This window comes from Streptomyces polyasparticus, from assembly GCF_014493765.1.
GTDB lineage: Bacteria > Actinomycetota > Actinomycetes > Streptomycetales > Streptomycetaceae > Streptomyces > Streptomyces polyasparticus.
The window spans coordinates 226188-244970 of sequence record NZ_JACTVJ010000017.1 but is presented as its reverse complement, the minus strand read 5'-3'; the positions used below and the strand labels follow the sequence as shown (position 1 = coordinate 244970).

The following is an 18783-nucleotide window of genomic DNA, read 5'->3' as shown; positions in this document are numbered from 1 at the left end:
GGTCTGACGGTAGGGTCCGCTCCGTTCGGTCTCTTCGCGGGTACGGGGTGGGTTGCAGGTGCGACGCTGGGTGAAGCTGTCGGTGCTCGGGGTGGTGGTGCTCGGCCTGGTCGGCTACTGCGCGAAGCCTTCGGTGCAGGACTGGTGGGTGGCGCGGGGGGCTTGTGGTGGGGTCTTCCCCGACCTCGTCGTCGATGTGCTCAACGAGGACGGACGTCCGCTCGTCGGCACGGACGAGCAGCTGATCGAGGAGCTCGGCCAGTACTCCTGCGCACTCGAGTACGAGACGGACAGCGGCCGCACCGAGCGGCTCGTCGGCATCTCCGCGTACACCGGCCGCGATCAGCAGGATGCCGCGCTCCTGCGCAGCGCCGGGCGGTCCGTGGACGGGCTGGTCGGGCTGCCCCATGGCCTGCCCGGCTTCTTCGACGGTGCGGGCCACGCGGTGCTCCGGCAGGCATGTCCGGCGCTCGGCAAGGACGCCAAGGGCCGCCCGCGCACGATGCTGGTGGTTGCCCGCGGCGGGACCACCGGCGACCCCTCGGTGGCGCTGCTGCAGGCCGCAGTGACGGGGGCGGCCCGCGCCTCGGATCAACTGGGCTGTGGCGCGAGGCCGTTGACCGTGCCCGACGACGTACTGAGCAGGGATGCCAAGCCGAAGAGCGCGTCCGGTGCACGGGACTCGGCCTGTGGCGCGGCTGTCGCGCAGCTGGCGGGGAACGCCCGGGTGCGGGTGGCGGGCGGTGACACCGCTCCGATGGTCCACTGCGAGCTGTTCCTGGACACTCCCGAGGAGAATCGGACCGGCTACGACGACGACGGCAATGGCGCGCTGGTCGCGTACTTCGGGGACTGGAGCACCGGCGAGGTCACCGGGCACGACGGCGAATGGCGCAGCAATACGGTGAGGGCGCGTTGCGATGGCGAGCCGGCCTGGTTCCGTGGCTGGGCGGACGAGGACACACAGGTCTCCGACCGCCGGATGCGTGAACTGGTGCTCACCTTCGCCGAGGACCAGGCGCAGCGGCGCGGCTGCACGGACGTGCGCCTGATGCCGGCCGGCTGATCAGACGTTGCGCAGCGCGTTCAGATAGCCGTCGGTCACCAGGTTGCGCAGTTGTACGGCCGTCCGCTGCGGTACGGCACGGGAATCGGCCCAGGTGTCGAGGATGCCGAGCAGGCGTGCGCGGCCGTCGAACGCGTCACCCGACAGTTTCGCGGCGGCCGGTCTGCGGGCGATGTCGCCCATGACCGGCCGGCTGCGCACCAGCTCGGGTGCCGTCCTGAACTCCCCCTTCAGGCGGCGGCGTACCTCCCGGTCGAACGCGCCCACGTCGGTGATCTCTCCGCTGCGGGCGTTCTCGAAGCGGTGCCCCAGCAATGTGCCCACCCGCTCGGCGGCGTACCGGACCGTCCACTTCGTGGAGTGGTCGAGGACCTTCCTGGGTTTGCGGCCCCCGTCCTTCTCGCCGAGATCTTCATCGATGAGCAAGGCCTTCGGGTCGACCCGCTCCAAGTAGTGCGCCAGTGCGGCCAGTTCGGCGTCGTAGAGCAGCGCGAAGGCTTCCGGGTCGCGCGCCGAGTTCTCCACGAGTCCCTCGATGGACGACTCGTAGCGCCGGTAGGTGAAGGCGACATGGGCCTCCCCGGGATGGGGAAACTCGTCCGCGACGAGGTCCTCGGCCGGGTCGGCCGGCCCGTCCTCCTTGTCGATCATGTAGTCCTTGCGGCCGGCGTCCACGATGTAGTCCGCCACCATGCGGGCCACGAACGGTTCGAGCCCCGAGGGCATCGTCGAGTTCCCCTGGCCGTCAGGGTCGTCGTAGGCGCCCGCCACGGCATACGTGGCCCGCGCCTGCGCCTTCGTGTGCGCGGTACCCGGCTGGGACACGGTCGCCGCCTCGATCACCGCCCCGAGGTCCGCGGGATCGCACAGGTCGTCATGGGAGAGGAGCTTGGTCACCGCATCGAGGCGGGACAGATCATCGCCCGGATCGAGCGCCGCGGTCGCCGCCTCCGGGTTCTTCGCGAGCCGGGTCACCGACGCCGGTGCGGTCCAGCAGGTCTCGTCGTCCGGGCCGGCCGTCGTCACGGGCACGAGCACCCCGGCCGCCACCACGACCACCGTCGCCCCGATCACGTAAAGCCGCCGCCCTCTCCACCACGTACGCATCCGCGAAGACTGGCGACCCGTCAGGATCACAGCTGGGCCGGGGCCGAGCCCCGCAGGTGCGACAGGTTGAACGACTCGGCCATCTTGCGGTAGCCCGCGTCGCTCGGGTGCAGATGGTCGCCCGAGTCGTACAGCTCCCGCAGCCGGTCCGGCGCGTACGGATCGCGCAGTGCGCGGTCGAAGTCGACGACATGGTCGAAGACGCGGCCGCTGCGGATCTCCGCGTTGATGGTGCGGCGCAGCTGGTCCAGGTGCGGCCGGTAGCCGCGGTGCCCGTTGAACGGCATCAGGGTCGCGCCCGTGACCCGCAGTCCGCGGGCGTGCGCCTGGCGGGTGAGTTCCCGCATGGCGTCCAGGAGCTGGTCGGCGTCGGCGTGCCGGGGGTTGCGCAGCAGGTCGTTGACGCCGAGCACGACGACCACCGACCTCACCCCCGTACGGGAGAGCACATCGCGTTCGAAGCGGCTCACTCCGCTGGGGCCCGCGGGCGGGAACTGCCCGCCGGGGACCAGCTGGTTGCCGCTGATGCCTTCGTTGAGCACGCCGAGCCGCGGCGCGCCCGCCTCCTCGCGCAGCCGGTCCGCGAGGACATCGGGCCAGCGGGCGTTGGCGCCGAGCGTGGAGGTCACACCGTCGGTGAGCGAGTCGCCGAGGATCGCCACGGAGCCGGTCGCCTCGCGCGTGAGCACGTCGACGGCGGTCAGATAACGCCAGTACGGGCTCTGCTCGGTGTAGCCGTCACCGCGCGGGTTCTGCGTCTGGTCGCCGTTCGCCACGAACGAGATCTGGCGCGCGTGCGGGTGGTAGGTGACCGGTCCGGACGGCGTCGGCGCGTACGTGCTGACGAGCAGGTCCGCGTCGGCCGGCACGGCGAGGCGCGCCGGGTCGGAGGTGACCTGGCCGCCCGCGGGGATCACCACCTGGGGCTTTCCGCCGAAGGTGAGGCGGCGCAGGCTGTCCGGGCGCGCGGTCGGATTGCTCGGCGCGGAGGCCTGGGCGATCGAGGCGTGGCCGATCGTCAGCGGCTGGGTGCCGAAGAGGTTGGAGAGCGTAATGCGGGCGTGTGTGCCGCCGACGCTGGTGTGCACCACATTGCGCAGGGTGCGGCCCGCGAATCCGGCACCCGTGCGCGGTTCGGCGCCGGCCGGAGCGGTGGCCCACGTACCGACCCAGGAGCCGGCCGCCGCGGGATCGGCGCTGCCCTGTGCGGAGGGGCCCGCGCCGAGGGTGGTGTCGTGGCGGTCACCGCCCGAGAAGGCGACGTATATGGCGGTGGAGATCAGCACCACGACGGCCGCGAGCGCGGCGACAAGGGCATAACCGTGACGCTTGGTCATGCGCGGTGTGCTCCTCGGGCAGGGGAGCCCGAGGCTCCGATTGGACAATCCCATTTTGCGGTATGCGGCCCGAGGTCGCGCACGGTACCCCCCGTGTCGTGCCTTGCCGCGCATCCCGTACGCACCGTCCGGGGCATCCCTGGGATTCCCCGGGTTCTGCGTCGACAAGGAGGACGCCGGGAACTCCTGATGCGTTCCAGGAGTCGGTCAGATGTGATGCGTTCCAGGAGCGGGACAGGCAGGGACAATACGTACGAGGGCGGGCCATACGTGCGGGGGCGGTCAGTGCGGACTGGGCGGCAGGGCGGACGCGTGGCAGAGCGGATGGGACGGCGAAGCGGATGGATCAGGCGGACGTGAAGGAAGCGGACGAAACAGAGCGAAAGCCGGACGAAACCGGACCGGCGTCGCGAAGGCAGCATGCCCCCGGTTCCGGCTTCTCATTCAACGCGGCCGACGAGGAGCGCCGCCGCGGCGTGCGCCGGATGAAGGCCACCGCGACCGGCCTGCTCGTGCTCGTGGCGATCGTCTACGTCCTGGCCAAGTGGGCGCAGAACTCCGGGTTCGGCCCCTGGACCGGCTATGTCGCGGCCGCCGCGGAGGCCGGCATGGTGGGTGCGATGGCGGACTGGTTCGCCGTCACGGCCCTGTTCCGGCATCCCCTCGGCGTGCCCATTCCGCACACCGCGATCATCCCGACGAAGAAGGACCAACTGGGCACCTCGCTCGGCGAGTTCGTCGGCGAGAACTTCCTCTCCGAGGACGTCGTACGGCGCAGGCTGCGCTCGGTCGGCATCGGCGCCCGGCTCGGCGACTGGCTGGCCGAACCCGCCAACGCCGACCGCGTCACGGCCGAACTCTCCACGGCGCTGCGCGGAGCCCTCACGGTGCTGCGCGACTCCGATGTGCAGGCCGTGGTCGGCGAGGCCATCACCCGGCGCGCGGACGCCGCCGAGATCGCGCCCGGGATCGGCAAGACCCTCGACAAGATCGTGGCGGACGGCGGCCATCGCAAGGTCGTCGACCTCGTCTGCGTACGGGCGCACGACTGGCTCGTGCTGCACAGCGACCAGGTGATGGACGCGGTCCAGGGCGGCGCACCGGGCTGGACCCCGCGCTTCGTGGACAAGCGGGTCGGCGAGCGGGTCTACAAGGAACTGCTGCGCTTCGTCACCGAGATGCGCGACATGCCCGAGCACCCCGCGCGCGGCGCCATCGACCGCTTCCTGTCCGACTTCGCGGTCGATCTGCAGTCGGACACGGATACCCGGATGCGCGTCGAACGCCTCAAGTCCGAGGTGCTCGGCCGCGGCGAAGTGCAGGACATCATCGCTTCCGCCTGGTCCTCGGTACGCCGGATGATCGTGGCGGCCGCGGAGGACGAACAGAGCGAACTGCGCCTGCGGGTACGGGCCGGGCTGCTCTCGCTGGGTGCGCGGCTGTCCGCCGACGCCCGGCTGCAGGGCAAGGTCGAGGGCTGGGCCGAGGATGTCGCGGTCCATGTGGTCAGCACGTACCGCCGCGAGATCACCTCGCTGATCACGGACACCGTGGCGGGCTGGGACGCCGAGCAGACGACCCGGAAGATCGAGGCGCACATCGGCCGGGACCTGCAGTTCATCCGGATCAACGGCACGGTGGTGGGGTCGCTGGTGGGTCTGCTGATCTATACGGTGACGCACGCGTTGGGGGCGTAAAGCCGCAGGGTGAGGGGACTCGGACGGCACCGTCCTCAGGAGGTGCCGTATGTCCACCGGGTCCGTCGAATCCGCCGGCTCACCCGCCACCGTCACCACGTCCGTGCCCGCCCGCCTCGACCGGCTGCCCTGGTCGCGCTGGCACTGGACGGTGGTGATCGGGCTCGGCACGGTCTGGATACTCGACGGCCTCGAAGTCACCATCGTCGGCAATATCGCGGGCCGCCTCTCGGAGCAGGGCAGCGGGCTGCCCATCTCGTCCGCGCAGGTCACCGGTATCGCCGCCGCGCTCTATGTGGCCGGAGCGTGCAGCGGAGCCCTCTTCTTCGGCTGGCTGACCGACCGTTTCGGCCGCAAGAAGCTCTTCATCATCACGCTCGCCGTCTATCTCGCGGCCACGGCCCTGACCGCGGTCTCCTTCCACTCCTGGTGGTTCTTCGTCTTCCGCTTCCTCACCGGCTTCGGCATCGGCGGCGAGTACGCGGCGATCAACTCGGCCATCGACGAACTGATCCCGTCCCTCTACCGCGGCCGCGTCGACCTGATCATCAACGGCAGCTTCTGGCTGGGCGCGATCGGCGGCTCACTGCTCTCGATCGTCGCCCTGGACACCTCGCTCTTCGCCATGGACGTCGGCTGGCGGCTGACGTTCGCGCTCGGCGTCGTCCTCGGCCTGGTGATCCTTCTCGTACGGCGCAATGTGCCCGAGTCCCCGCGATGGCTGTTCATCCACGGCAGGGGAGAGGAGGCGGAGGAGCTCGTCGGCTCGATCGAGGACGGCATCCGAGCGGAGAAGGGCACCGAACTGCCGCCGCCCGCTTCGGAGATGACCATCCGGCAGCGCAAGTCGATCGGCTTCCTGACAGTGGCGCGCACCGTCTTCACCACGTATCCGAAGCGCACGGTCCTCGGCCTCTCCCTCTTCATCGGACAGGCTTCCTCTACAACGCGATCACCTTCGGCTTCGGCGCGATCCTCACCAAGTTCTTCGACGTGCCCACCGGCAGCACCGGCTACTACTTCGCGGTGATCGCGGCCGGCAACTTCCTGGGGCCGCTGCTCCTGGGGAAGCTGTTCGACACCGTCGGCCGCAAGATCATGATCACGTCGACGTACGTGCTTTCGGGGTTGCTGCTGTTCGGCACGGCGTACCTGTTCGACCGCGGCTCCCTGACCGCCACGTCGCTGACGGCCTGCTGGTCGGTCGTCCTCTTCTTCGCCTCGGCGGGCGCGAGCAGCGCGTATCTCACCGTCTCCGAGATCTTCCCGATGGAGACCCGCGCGATGGCGATCGCCTTCTTCTACGCGGTCGGCACGGCGGCCGGCGGCATCAGCGGCCCGCTCCTGTTCGCCGAGCTCACGGAGTCGGGCGTGGTGGCGGACACGGTGCTCGCGTTCCAGATCGGGGCCGGTCTGATGGTGGCCGCGGGGCTGGTGGCGGCGGTGTTCGCGGTGCGGGCGGAGCGGAGGTCGCTGGAGGACATTGCTACGCCGCTGTCGGTGGCGGGCGGGGGTGCGGGCCCGGGCGGGGGCGGGGTGTCGGCGGGTGGGGTGCGGACGGCTTGAGGGGGGGTGTGGCCTCAAGGGGTGAGGCGGCCGCCCGTGTCCGGGTGGCCGCCTCAACCGCGTCCCGGGATCAGGCGGTCAGCCGCCCGGCGGTGTGGGCCGCCCACTCCTGCGGGCTGCGGCCCGTCGCCCCGGTGAGCCGGCGCAGGGTGTCCGCGACCGGCGCGGGGCTTCCGACGTGCTGCGCCCAGGTGCCGAGCAACAGCTCCGCCGGGGCATACGGGCTGATCGCCGCGGCCGCCGCCTCCGGCCCCAACTCCTCGTACCGCACCGGCCGGTTCAGCGCCTCCCCGATGAGCCGGACCTGCTCTCCCAGGCTCAACTGGTGCGGCCCGGTGACGGGGTAGACGCGGTTCGCGTGCGCACCGTCGTCCGTGAGCGCCGCGATGATGACGGCCGCGAAGTCGGCCGGGTGGATCGGCGTCTCGAGCGCATCCGCGTACGGACCCCGCACCACATCGCCCGCGGCCAACTGCCCCGCCACGTCGAAGGACCACTCCAGGGCACCGGACGACTCGACGGCCAGCCGCAGGAAGGTGTACTCGACTCCCGAACCGGCCAGCGCCCGCTCGATCCCCTCATGGAACCCGGCCACGGGGTTCGGCTGCTCCGCCACACCGTCCCGCACGGCCCCGGATGACTGGAAGACGATCCGCCGTACGCCGGCCGCCTCGGCCTGCGCCGCGAAGACCTCGGCGTCGATATCGGGCGACGCGGCGAGCAGGAACACGGCGTCGACGCCTTCCAGTGCGCTCTTCAGGCTGTCCGCGTCTGCGAGGTCACCCTGGACGACCTCGGCCTGCGGCGGCAGTCCGGCCCGCTCGGGGTCGCGCGTGAGGGCGCGGACGGGGATACCGTCCGCGGCCAACTGCTCGACGACACAACGGCCGACGGGGGCGGTGGCGGCGGTGACGAGGATCATGAGGTCTCCCATGGAATCGGGGTGGGTGCTTCCGTGCTCTGTGCATCACACGCTAGAAGGGGATGCGGACAGGTTCGGTCCTAAATCCCCAGCCGCAGATTGCATGTCAATCAGCGCCGCTCGTACGGGAGTTCAGTGGCGACCAGTTCAGGGATGGGGCGTACGGGAAGCCCTTCGCGTTCGTACCGTAGGAACGGTGGCGGGGCGCGACACGCCCGTACCCGTGGACCAATTGCGGGCTATTTCAGCGCGCTTGGGGAGCACACTCCCAGACACCCTCAAGGCGCATGTTCCATGCTCATCTCGGCTTTACGGTACGGAAGTTGATGATCCGCACCGACCAACCTCTTCTGCATCAGAGGGTGTTCTAGCGGACTAGACGCTCAATACCGCCTCGTACCGCCTACATTCGGTCATAGCGCATGCGGCGCGATCGCACCGCACGCGGGCGCATCCCAGTGGATCAACCGGGATCAGCGAGATCTCGCAGGAGCGAGTCCGGGATCCAGGAGCGGAGCAAGGAGCAGTTCAGGTGATCTGTTACGGACCCACCGTTCTCGACCTCGTGGAAGACCTGGTCGACGCGTACGCCGAGGTCTTCTCGGCCCCGCCGTGGAACGAGGACGAAGAATCGATCCAGCGTTTCCACTACCGCCTGTGCAACGAAGCCGACCGCCCCGGCTTCCGCGCCGTACTCGCCCAGTCCGACCAGGGCATCGACGGCTTCGCCATCGCCCGCCTCACGCCGGCGTCCCTGCCGGACACGCGCACCTACGCGAAGGTCGCATCCCAACTGGGCCCGGACCGCGTGCACTCCCTGCTCGCCGGCGCCCTGGAACTCGACGAACTCGCCGTCCGCCGCCGCGCCCGCCCGGCGGGCGTCGGCCGCTCCCTGCTCTCCGAACTGGTCAAGGACGCCCCATCGGGCCGCGCCTGGGTCCCCATGGCCCGCCGCGCTGCGGCCACGGTGGCCAGCTACCGCCGCCTCGGCTGGCACGAGGTCCGGCCACTGCCGTCGGAGGACAACGAGGTGGTGGTGTTCTTGGCGCCGGGGCATCCGCGGGCGGAGTTGGCGGCTTAGGGGTTGGGGCCGCCGACGTAGTGACCTTCCGTGCCGTCGTTCGCCCGGAATCCCCCTGTTCGCTTGGGGCGTTTGGTCACTTTGTCGGCTCGGGAACCTCGACTCAGGGCCGCTGCCGGACGAGGGGCGCGGGCGGCGGTGAGGGCGTGACGGAGTTCAGCGGCGTGCCGCCGCGCGTCGACGACGGGGCGGCGGGCGCCAGCATCAGGTGACGGGTCGGCCGAACGGCATGTGCCGCAGAGACCCTCTGGTAGTGCCTCAGGGCGGCCTGGGATGCCGCACTTGGTGCACTCCATGATCGTGTGGTGCGAGCGGGGCTCGGCTGCGGATGGCTTGGGTGGCACCTTTTCCAGTAGCCGGTGACGTACGAAGCCACGGGGCGCTTGGACGTATTCGGGCAGGTCGGCCGTGAGGGCCTGGGTGAGGTGGGGAACCGTAGCGCCCCGCTCCAGCCACTGCGCGGCAAGATCGGCGAGGGTGGCACAGTCGGCGGCGGACAGCGCTAACTTCGGGGTGATCTCGCCCAGTTGAGCGAGAGCGGCGTAGGCGGTCGAGCGATCTGACGACGGGGGCTTTGCCGGTACGGGGGCCTGGCGGGGCGCGGGTGCGGTCGCGGCGTCGACATCGGGACTTGGGCTGCCTGTCGAGATCGCATCGGTCGCGGCATCCGCAGTCTGGCGTCGCTCGTCAGCGCCGAGATAGCGGGTCCACCATTCGTCGTCTTGTGCGGTGCGCGACCACAGGGTGCGCGAGACCCATCGGAACCCGCCGTCCTCGGACCTGCTCAACCGCCGCACCCGACGCAAGTGCCCGGCGCGGGAGAGCTCATTGAGCGCGCCTCGGACAGCCTGCTGCCCGTAGAGGGGGCTGGTCTTGGCGAGGGATTTCGCATCCATAGCCGCACCTTCGGGAAGCCGGTCGATGAACGCGGCGATATACGCGGCACGGATTGGGAGCCGACTGAAGTCAGCCTGAAAGCTTGCCTCTTGGCCGCGTACGGAACGCTTCCCGTAGCCGGGGTTGGCCATGGGGTGTGCGGGGGAGGGCAGGGGCGCGTTAGAGTTTTCGTACGCCATGAGATCGCTCCGTACGATCTTGAGGTCGAGACCCCGGTCTGGTGTTCGCAGCACCTGCCGGGGTCGTTTGTTGTCGCGAACGCTAGACGGTCGCGACGCTGCGTGGCAAGCCCATCACGAAAGGTCATCTGCGCGCGTATGTGCGGTAGTTGGGCTGAGCCCGGGTGGGTCGGGAGGGGGTTCCCCACCCAAAACTAACCACCCCTGCAAACACCGCTTGAATCTCGACGCTCGCTACCCGAAGCTCGGGGCTCAAGACTCCGGGTACGGGATGGCGCTCTGCGCAAAGGCAACGAAGTCGCCCCAGGTGTCCGCGGCGACCACGAACTGAGGGCTTCGGGGGCCGAGCTTCGAGTCTCGGATGTGGGTGGCGTCGGCGGTGAGGGCGACTTCGAGGCAGTCGCCGCCCTCGGTGCCGCTGTAGCTGGACTTGAACCACTCCAGCTCGGTGTTCATAGCTCCTCCTCCAGCCTGCCGATGAAGCGTGCCGACTCAGCAGGGCTGAGCGTCAGTCCGAGGATCATGGTATGGCGCTGCATGAGCTTGCTCACGCGCCCGGCATCGGAATGCAGCACTCCCACCGTCTGCCCCTCCTCGTATGCGAGATGCTCGTGCTCGGCCAACTCCAGCAGAACGAAAGGGCCATTGAGTCCCGGGTGCGCGCCTCCGGCAGGCATGACCTGGACGCTCACATTGCGGGCAGTAGCCATCTGGTTCAGGTGCCCTAGCTGAGCTCTGTGCCCCTTCGGGTCACCGAGCGGGTTGGTGACCGCGGCCTCGCCGATGATGAAACTGAAGGACCGCGTCCGATTGCCCAGGATCGCCTGCCGTGCGAGCCGAGCGGCCACCCGTTCCTCGATCTCCTCGTCATCCAAGGGCGGCCAGTGTGCATTGAGCAGCGCCCTCGCAGTCTGTTCCGTCTGGAGCAGTCCAGGGATGAGCAAGGGCTGATACGAGCTGAGGGCGATCGCCTCCGCCTCGTATCGGATGAAGTCCTGCGAGAACTCGGGGTACTTCTCCGGCTTGAGGTACTGCTGCGCGGCGACGAGCTTGCCACCCGCACGGCACATCCGGTCAGCGACCTCTAGGAGCTGAATGGTCGGCCGACGTCGACCGTTCTCCATCGACTTGACCGTCTCGCAGTCGTAGTTCGCCTCGTCGGCAAGCGCCTGACGGGTCACGCCGGCGCCGTCGCGCCATAACTTGATCTGGCTGCCGCAGTACCGCCAGGCGATCGGTGGTTGCTGAGAGTTCGCCTCGGTCACGGCACCGGCCTCCCCGGGTACACGGCGGGTACACGGCGGGTACAAACACCCTTCGTACCCGCGCCGTTACTCCTCAAGCGTAAGAGCGCAACGCGACGCTGAGCTCGCCGAACAACGAAACTCAGCCCGCAAGGACCTGCCCATGCCCGTACCTCCACAAGCTCCCGCAACCGTCCTCGCCGACATTGAGTGGCGCTTGCCGCGCCACGCCCGCAGCGCAGGTCGGGCGAGAACTCTCCTGCGAGAGCAGGCCGGTTCGTGGCACCTTCCGGATGCGCTGAGCGAAACGGCCGAGTTACTGCTCAGCGAACTGGCCACCAACGCGTACCGGCACGCGAAGGTGCCAGGTCGCGAGATCTGCGTACGTGCCACCCTGACGACGGACCGCCTACGGATCTCGGTCACGGATGCGAGCAGCACTCCGCCCGTACTCCGGAATCCGGCGACGGACGAGGAGTGTGGCCGCGGCCTGGCGCTGCTCTCCGTCCTGTCGGACGCCTGGGGTGCAGAGCTCCGCGCGTGCGGCATCGGCAAGACCGTGTGGTTCGAGCTCAATCGCGAACCGCAGCCCTGAAGTCAGGCCGAGCGTTGCGGGCAGTCGGCGCAGAGAGAGGCGAGCGGCGGCGTCGGTGGAGTGGAGCCCTGGGTGTCGAGGGGGAGTTCAGTGAAGCTGCCGTCTGCGTTGCGGTAGATCAGGCCGACGCCTTGGTGAGCGAGCAGGTCGCGGATGTCCTCGTCCGGCTCGTCAGGGGTCAGGATCATGCAGCGTAGCGGTAGGCCGTTGTGGGGCTCGCTCAAGTAGCGGCTGATGTCGGCCAGTTTCATGAGCGCCTCAAGCACCTCGCGGTGCGTCGTGTCGTTGGTGGGCTCATAGATGGTGTTCACGGAAGCGTTGTAAAGGGCCGCCTCCATCGCTTCCTGCCGACCGCGGGCATGGACCTCCAGGTCCATCAGCTCTTGATTGCGGCTGATGAGTTCACTGGACAGGTCAGAGACCAAGGTCTGAGCCTGGCGGGGTACAGCATGGGCAGCTGCACGGTCGCGGGCGCGCCTACCTCTTGAAAACGTGGGAGCTGGGGAGCGTCTTCCTCTGCCCAAGAAGCGGAGAGGTCTGGTCTCCCTCGGGAGCGGCATGTCGTCGCTCTTGAGCCGGTTGTACTCACCGGTGGGGCGAAGGCGGAAGACGACGACGTCGCGTTCATCTCCCTCCTTGTCCCTAGCTCGGCGCCACTTGTAGGGCGGATCTTCGGCCAGCTCGAAGGCGCCTATGTACCGGTGGGTCTTGGTGTCGGTGTTGGGGATCTTCCCGTGGCGTATGAAGAGGTGGAGCGTGCGGCCCTCCTCGCGGTGCTGCAGAACGGACTTGTTCACCTTCGTGAGCGTCTGATCACCGATCTGACCCGCCCCGGTGTACATGAAGATGGGGCCGTCTGTGCCCTGGTCGCGGAGCCAGCCGTCGCGATAGCCGAGCTTCTCGCCCGACTGGGCATCCGAGAAGAGGAGAACGGTCTTCTTGGAGATCGAGGGGACGATGCCGCCAGTCCCCCCGGTACCGCCTAACTCCCGATATATCTCTGCTCGCGTACGAATGTCGCCAGGTCGGAAGGAAGGCACTGAAGTCGTCATGATCGCAGGCTAATTGGTGCCACCGACAGCCATGCAGAGGTTGGCCGGATGAAGGATGATGTCCGGATGGATCAAGGGCTGGCGGCGGTTGTTGCGGGAATCCTCGGCCTAGGGGGCGGCGTCGCCGGTGCGGTGTTCGGCGGCACGTGGGGCGCGCGTATCGCAGGAAGGAAGGCCGTTGAGGCCGCGCTCGCGCAAGTGGGAAGTCAAGCCGCGGTCGAGCACACGCGTTGGGTGAAGGAGCACCGGCAGCAGGCGTGCGTCCGACTCCTTGAAGCGTATGCGGCGGCGGATGATGCGCTCCGGCGCGCGTCCATAGAGATACGGCAGGAGAGAGGCTTCCCCGATGCTGTACGGGACGAAGCCAGAGGGCATGCACATGTGATGGGGTCGATCTGTGGCGAACTCGCCCTGTGGAGACCGGAGGCACTCGCACAGTGCGGGCGCGCTTTGCACGTGGCCACGATGGATTCGATCGGCCTGCTCGCGGAAGCCGTTGCGCCAAGCGCTGAAGGAACGCTGCAGGAGCGGCTGGAGCGTTGGAGAGAAGCTGACCAGAGGGCAGCTCTTGCTCACGCAGCGTTCGTCGATTACGCAGGAAGTGTGCTCCGCAATCCCCAACAGCAGCTCTAGCTCGCCGCGATAGCTGAGTACGACCACACCTCCGCCGGAATCTCGTGCTTCAACTCCCAAGTGATCGCCATTGGCTTGCTTCCCGTGTGCTCCACGTATGAGGCGGGGCCGAGCAGCATCCACGGCTGAGGGCCGCCGATATCTGTGCTCTTGTAGCGACGGATGAAGAGCAGGACGTGGCTACCCTCGGCTTCGTGGCGTTGGTAGCGCCGGCCGGTGGGGGAGGTGTCCGAGGTGCTGTTCTGAGATTCCCAGTGAAAGCGCTTCGTGGTCAGGGCGTAGTCGTGGTAGCGGGTCTGCGGGGAGAAGTCCTTTTCGTCCTTCTCTCTCGTCACCAAGAGCGCATCCGTCTTGAACGACTCACACCACTTGACGCCTTCACGGAAGTCGCCGGGCATGAAGCCGCCGATATACGACTGCCCGAGGGCCGGGAGGATCTCCTCGCGGCTGTACGAGGCGTGCACAGTGAGGGGAATGCCCGCGTGGTCGCCGAGGAGCGGGACCGGGATGTGCTCGGTGTGCTCGAGGTTGTAGGCCAGGACCTGGCGCAGCTCGCTACGGAATGCGTGCTGATCGCGGAGAGTGGCGAAGCCGGCGTCGTATGAGTCAAAACCCTTGCGCGTGACGCCGCCCAAAGGCCAGAGCTGGAAGAAGAACATCCGGGCGTACGCCTGAGTCTGGGGGTCCAGGTCGGCGTAGGGCGGGGCGTTGTCTTCCACCAGGCGGGAGTACGCGGCCACACGCAGCGGATCATCCACGTGCAGGAAGGCCGGGATGCGCTTGAGGAGCGCGGCCTCGCCTTCGGGAGCTTCACCCTTGAGGAGGCCGGAACGACGCAGAAGCCCTGTCCAGGAGTTGCCGCTACCGCGATAGAGCTCCTTCAACTCCCGGCCACTCTGGTCGAGATAGCGGCTCAAGTCGACTTCACCGTAGTCGGCGACTTCGCGGGCGAGAGCGGTTACGTTGACACCGATCTGGGCCTTGATGTTGTCGATGATGGTGTGCTTGGCCTTTTCCTCAAGGAGGATCTGGCAGCCGGAGGGAAGCTGGGGGAAATCCCACTCGATGTGCTCAAGTAGACGCTTGCGCGTGAGACTTGTGAGCGCTCTGAACTGGTTCTCGAACCGGAACTCCTTGCGGTGCTGGCCGATGAAGTCGAGAACTGTGAGCACGGGTTTGCTGTCGGTGCGACGCAATCCGCGGCCGAGTTGCTGGAGGAAGACCGTGGCGCTGGCGGTGGGGCGCAGGAGCAGCAACGTATCCACATCGGGGATGTCCAGTCCCTCATTGAAGAGGTCGACCGAGAAGATGACCTGCAAGTCTCCGGTTCTCAGGTCGTCGAGTGCTCGCTTGCGTACCTCTGGATTCGTTTCGCCAGAGAGCGCGACGGCGTTGAGCCCTGCAGTGCGGAAGAAGTCCGCCATGAAGTGGGCATGGGCTACGGAGACACAGAAGCCCAATGCGCGCATGGCGCCTGGCTCGGCGATCTTCTCTTTGACCTTCTTGACGATGAGTCGTGCGCGGGCCCCATTGCTGGAAAGTACGTTGCTGAGTGCCGACTCCTCGTAGCCACCGCGCTTCCATGCCACCGATGTCAGATCGGTGTTGTCGCTGATGCCGAAATAGTGGAAGGGGCTGAGGAGGTCGTTCTCCAGGGCTTCCCACAGGCGCATTTCGGCGGCGATGCGTCCATCGAAGAACTCGTCTTGGATGTTCTTTCCGTCAGTCCGCTCGGGAGTGGCGGTCAGACCGAGGAGCTCGGCTGGACGGAAGTGCTCAACGATGCGCCGATAGGTCGGTGCAGTGCCGTGATGGAACTCGTCGATCACGATGACGTCGAAGTGGTCGGGCTGAAGGCGTTCCAACGTACGTGAGTTGAGTGACTGCACGCTGGCGAAGACATGGTTCTCTCTTGCAGGGATCTCGCCGCCGTAGAGCTCTTCACCGAAGTTGGCGTCGATGAGTACGTCCTGGTAGGTGCGCATCGACTGCTGAAGTATCTCTTTGCGGTGAGCGACGAAGAGCAGCCGAAGGTCGCGGCCGTGCTTCTTGCGGAGTTGCTTGTAGTCGAGCGCCGCCATCACGGTCTTTCCTGTGCCGGTGGCGGCTACCAGGAGATTGCGATGCCGGTCGTGCACCTCACGCTCCACTTCGAGACGTTCCAGCATGTCCCGCTGATGGGCGTAGGGGCGTACTTCCAGACCGGAGAGGGTGATCCTGCGTTCGGCTGCGGTCGTGGCGGACTTGCCGCTCGCGATGCTCAGCGCCTCGTCGAGTCGGGTGCCGTCTGCGTCCGGGTCGTATATCTCGAAAGACAGGTCGTTCCAGTAGGCATCGAAGGTCGCATCGAACTTGCGGATCACGTCTGGTGTGGCGATGGTCGACAGCCGGACGTTCCACTCGAGGCCGTCGAGAAGGGCGGCCTTGGAGAGGTTGGAGCTGCCGACGTAGGCGGTGTCGTAGCCGCTGTTGCGGTGGAACAGCCACGCCTTGGCGTGCAGCCGCGTCGACCGTGTCTCGTAGTTGACCTTCACTTCGGCGTTGAACTCACGCACCAAGCGGTCGAGAGCGCGCCGGTCTGTGGCACCGATGTATGTCGTGGTGAGCACACGGATAGGAACGCCGCGGTCGCGAGCGGCGGCCAATGACTTCTCGATCACGCGCAGTCCGTGCCACTTGACGAAGGCGCAGAGGAGGTCGATGCGGTCTGCCGTGGCGAGTTCGGCGCGCAGCTCGAAACCGAGGCTTGGGTCGTCAGGGGAGTTGGTGATCAGGCCTGCGTCGGACAGGGGCGTGGCGGGACGTACCGCATAGACACCTGGGGCCTCCTGCTTGGCCAAGGCGAGTAGCTGCCGCGGGCCGTCCGAGACCATGTCCACCCACTCCTTGGCGCCATCAAGGGTGCTGATGGACTCCAAGATGTGGTTGGCGGCATGGACACGTTCCTCAGGCTTGAGCTCCCTCAGGACGCGCTTCACGGTCTCGGCTACATGCCGAGCCAGCACATGCGGTGCGGACTCATCCCCTACGGAGTCTGCGATGGTCGCCCACCCCTGGCTGGAGAGTTCCTTGAGCTGGCCCTCCAGCCGTAGCGTGATCAGCTTCTCGTAGAGACCAACCGTGGGCTGTTGTGCATCGATCGCGCCGTCGCTCATTCCCCGTGGCACTCCGGGTAGGGCGTGCCCGACCCACACCAGCACTTCCCCCGCGGCGGCCAGCCCATTGCGCGGCCTCGGGCGGCGAGGGTGGTGGCGTATTGGGGGAGCAGCGAGGCGTCGTTCGGGGAAGCGCCCTCGGAAGCTGCGAAGGCTTCGTAGGAGGGGACCGTGGCCGTGACGATGCCGAGGTTTTCCGTGCCTGATGCGGCGAGTTCGCGCAGGGAGGACTCTATGGTCGCGAGGTGTTCCTCGTGGGACGGGTACTCCGAGGTCAGGGTCGGGTAGGCCGAGAGGAGCTCGGTGAGTTCCGTCGAGGGCCAGTGGAGGACCGCTACCGGGAACGGGCGGGACAGGGCCGCCCTGTACGTGCCCAACTCCGCGCGGAGGCGGGCGATTTCGGCGCTCAGTTCCTCCGGGTCCGAGGAGCCGAGGGCCCACAGGCGTTTCGGGTCGTGGAGTTCGTCGAGGGAGATGGGGGACGAGGACGAGTGCTCGTCGTCGGCCAGGACGTCCCAGACGTCGTGGGGGAGGGCCAGGAGGCGGCGGACGCGGTGGCGGCCGAGGAGCAACGGGCGGCAGTCGTACGGGATTTCCTCGCCCTGGACGATCAGGAGTTCCACGCCCTCGGTGAAGAGTTCGTGGGCCGTGGCCAGTTCGTCGTGGGACTCCAGGGATTCCGCGGCGATGACCCAGGCCTCCGGGGAGCGGGGCGCTGTCGTGCGGATGCCGTCGATGATGGCGCGGGCCTCGGCCTCGTGGCCGTACTCCCAGAGGTTGGCGGCCTTCAAGGCGCGGACCAGGGCCGGGTTCTCCAGCGAGCCGGCCAGGAGGCGGTCGTAGAGCGTCGTGGCCTGGGGGCGGTCGCCGGCCAGCTCCACGTGGGCGGCGGCGTGAAGGAGCAGCTGCTCGGCGTCCTCGGGGTACTGCGCCGCGGTGCGCAGCAGACGCTCGGCTTCGGCGGTGTGATCCGTGGGATCGGCAGGCGTGTCGGGGCGCATGGGGTTCACCGTACTGCCAGGCCCAGCCCTTTAGGCAGGACCCTTCGGCGCGACGTTCCCCACGACGTTCGGGTAGTGCCCGTGTGGACATGCGGGCGTGCAGACGCGTGGACGGGCGCCCCACTGGGCCGCCCCAGGTCGCCCCGCGTGCGAACCGCCCCGTCCGCCGCCGTAACCCCGCGTGCGAACCGGCCGCCCACCACCGCCCGCCCCGCCGGCGAACCGCCCGCCCGCCCCAGCCACCCTGTCCCGGCGAACCGCCCCGCCCACCCCAGCCACCCCGCCCCAGCGAACCGCCCCGCCCCCCGCCACCACGCGTCAAGCAGCCCAACCTCCCCAACATCCTTCTCGCCCTGGTCACTTGCCCCCGTTCGACCTACCCTGCACGCCTGCGAGGAGGGGAGAGGCCGTGCGGGTGCGCAGTCGGGAGCGGATTCCGGTGGTCGTGCAGGGCGGCCGGCAGCGGCGTCGGCCTCCGGGGGCACCGCGGCGGCGTTCCCCGTGGGCGCGTGGGCTGTGGACCGGGGCCGAGGTCACCGTGACCGTGGGCGTCGTGCTGTTGTTGCTCGTCGTGCACCAGCTGTGGTGGACCAACCGGCAGGCCAGGGAAGGCGCGGAGCGCAAGGTCGAGGCGTTGGAGAGGGAGTGGGAGTCCTCCCTTGCCGCGGAGGAGCCCGACGACGGTGCGGCGGACGAGCAGGCGCCCGCGCCCGAGGATCTCGGTGAGCTGGCCGAGCCGCCGCCCGACGAGGGCAACCACCAGCCCACCGCGCGCAAGCCCCGGGCCCCCGACTACGAGCAGGCCTACGCCGTGCTCTCGATCCCCAAGCTCGGCGTACGCGTCCCGGTCGCGCAGGGTGTGAGCAAGCAGGGAGTGCTCAACAAGGGGTACGTGGGTCACTACCCGGGCACCGCGCAGCCGGGAGCCGCCGGGAACTTCGCGCTGGCCGGGCACCGCAACACGCACGGCGAGCCGTTCCGCTACATCAACCGGCTCGCCAAGGGGGACCGGCTCACGGTGGACACCAAGTCCGCGACCTTCACGTACATCGTGGACCGCACGCTGCCGCAGACCAGCGCGCGCGACAGCGGAGTGATCGCGAAGGTGCCGCGCAGCATCGTGAAACCGTCGTACGGATACAACGAGCCCGGCCTCTACATCACGCTGACCACCTGCACGCCGGAGTACACCTCCAAGTACCGGCTGGTGGTGTGGGGCAAGCTCAGCGCCATCAAGCGGCGTTGACAGCG

15 protein-coding genes and 1 pseudogene are annotated in these 18783 nt (G+C 68.2%); 7 read left to right on the top strand and 9 right to left on the bottom strand.

Annotated elements, in window-relative coordinates; all coding sequences use genetic code 11:
* Nucleotides 1-58: 58 nt before the first annotated feature.
* Nucleotides 59-1066 carry a hypothetical protein gene (locus H9Y04_RS31715; RefSeq protein WP_187817535.1) on the top strand — a complete coding sequence of 336 codons (1008 nt, stop codon included), beginning with the start codon at nucleotides 59-61 and terminating at the stop codon, nucleotides 1064-1066.
* Here the strand turns inward: H9Y04_RS31715 and H9Y04_RS31710 are convergent, their stop codons facing one another.
* A complete protein-coding gene (locus tag H9Y04_RS31710) occupies nucleotides 1067-2173 on the bottom strand; it encodes a hypothetical protein (RefSeq protein ID WP_187817534.1) in 1107 nt (368 codons plus the stop codon).
* Between the two features lie 26 nt (nucleotides 2174-2199).
* Complete coding sequence (locus H9Y04_RS31705) at nucleotides 2200-3510, bottom strand: SGNH/GDSL hydrolase family protein (RefSeq protein ID WP_187817533.1); 1311 nt, start codon at nucleotides 3508-3510, stop codon at nucleotides 2200-2202.
* Nucleotides 3511-3995: 485 nt separating this feature from the next.
* Between H9Y04_RS31705 and H9Y04_RS31700 the strand changes: the two genes are divergently transcribed.
* A complete protein-coding gene (locus H9Y04_RS31700) occupies nucleotides 3996-5207 on the top strand; it encodes a DUF445 domain-containing protein (protein ID WP_236071724.1) in 1212 nt (403 codons plus the stop codon).
* A gap of 49 nt (nucleotides 5208-5256) precedes the next feature.
* Nucleotides 5257-6773, top strand: a pseudogene (locus tag H9Y04_RS31695) (MFS transporter).
* Nucleotides 6774-6843: 70 nt separating this feature from the next.
* Here H9Y04_RS31695 and H9Y04_RS31690 read toward each other — a convergent pair.
* The gene (locus tag H9Y04_RS31690; protein WP_214661808.1) at nucleotides 6844-7707 is read right to left on the bottom strand and encodes an SDR family oxidoreductase; all 864 of its coding nucleotides are present in this window, start codon (nucleotides 7705-7707) and stop codon (nucleotides 6844-6846) included.
* Nucleotides 7708-8227: 520 nt separating this feature from the next.
* Between H9Y04_RS31690 and H9Y04_RS31685 the strand changes: the two genes are divergently transcribed.
* Nucleotides 8228-8776 (top strand): N-acetyltransferase, encoded by a 549-nt coding sequence (locus H9Y04_RS31685; RefSeq protein ID WP_187817531.1) that lies wholly within the window; start codon nucleotides 8228-8230, stop codon nucleotides 8774-8776.
* Here the strand turns inward: H9Y04_RS31685 and H9Y04_RS31680 are convergent.
* The 3 genes from H9Y04_RS31680 to H9Y04_RS31670 all read right to left on the bottom strand — a co-directional run bounded on the left by H9Y04_RS31680 (nucleotide 8773) and on the right by H9Y04_RS31670 (nucleotide 11117).
* Nucleotides 8773-9852: a hypothetical protein gene (locus H9Y04_RS31680; protein WP_187817530.1), complete on the bottom strand. Its 1080-nt coding sequence runs from the start codon at nucleotides 9850-9852 to the stop codon at nucleotides 8773-8775. The genes H9Y04_RS31685 and H9Y04_RS31680 overlap by 4 nt on opposite strands.
* Nucleotides 9853-10104: 252 nt before the next feature.
* Entirely contained in the window at nucleotides 10105-10308 is a 204-nt protein-coding gene (locus H9Y04_RS31675) for a DUF397 domain-containing protein (protein ID WP_187817529.1), read from the bottom strand.
* Nucleotides 10305-11117 (bottom strand): helix-turn-helix domain-containing protein, encoded by an 813-nt coding sequence (locus H9Y04_RS31670; protein WP_187817528.1) that lies wholly within the window; start codon nucleotides 11115-11117, stop codon nucleotides 10305-10307. Before H9Y04_RS31670 ends, H9Y04_RS31675 begins: the two co-directional genes overlap by 4 nt.
* 142 nt (nucleotides 11118-11259) lie before the next feature.
* Here H9Y04_RS31670 and H9Y04_RS31665 point away from each other — a divergent pair, with 142 nt between their 5' ends.
* Nucleotides 11260-11691, top strand: coding sequence for an ATP-binding protein (locus H9Y04_RS31665; RefSeq protein WP_187817527.1), 432 nt, complete (start codon nucleotides 11260-11262; stop codon nucleotides 11689-11691).
* 2 nt (nucleotides 11692-11693) lie between these two features.
* Here the strand turns inward: H9Y04_RS31665 and H9Y04_RS31660 are convergent, their stop codons facing one another.
* A complete protein-coding gene (locus tag H9Y04_RS31660; RefSeq protein WP_187817526.1) occupies nucleotides 11694-12743 on the bottom strand; it encodes an SRA domain-containing endonuclease in 1050 nt (349 codons plus the stop codon).
* 48 nt (nucleotides 12744-12791) lie between these two features.
* Between H9Y04_RS31660 and H9Y04_RS31655 the strand changes: the two genes are divergently transcribed.
* Nucleotides 12792-13376: a hypothetical protein gene (locus tag H9Y04_RS31655; protein ID WP_187817525.1), complete on the top strand. Its 585-nt coding sequence runs from the start codon at nucleotides 12792-12794 to the stop codon at nucleotides 13374-13376.
* On the opposite strand, the gene H9Y04_RS31650 is transcribed toward H9Y04_RS31655, so the two are convergent.
* Entirely contained in the window at nucleotides 13373-16531 is a 3159-nt protein-coding gene (locus H9Y04_RS31650) for a DEAD/DEAH box helicase (RefSeq protein ID WP_187817524.1), read from the bottom strand. The genes H9Y04_RS31655 and H9Y04_RS31650 overlap by 4 nt on opposite strands.
* A complete protein-coding gene (locus H9Y04_RS31645) occupies nucleotides 16528-17532 on the bottom strand; it encodes an SEC-C domain-containing protein (protein WP_187817523.1) in 1005 nt (334 codons plus the stop codon). Before H9Y04_RS31645 ends, H9Y04_RS31650 begins: the two co-directional genes overlap by 4 nt.
* Nucleotides 17533-17941: 409 nt before the next feature.
* Here H9Y04_RS31645 and H9Y04_RS31640 point away from each other — a divergent pair, with 409 nt between their 5' ends.
* Nucleotides 17942-18778 (top strand): class E sortase, encoded by an 837-nt coding sequence (locus tag H9Y04_RS31640; protein WP_187817522.1) that lies wholly within the window; start codon nucleotides 17942-17944, stop codon nucleotides 18776-18778.
* Nucleotides 18779-18783 lie beyond the last annotated feature (5 nt).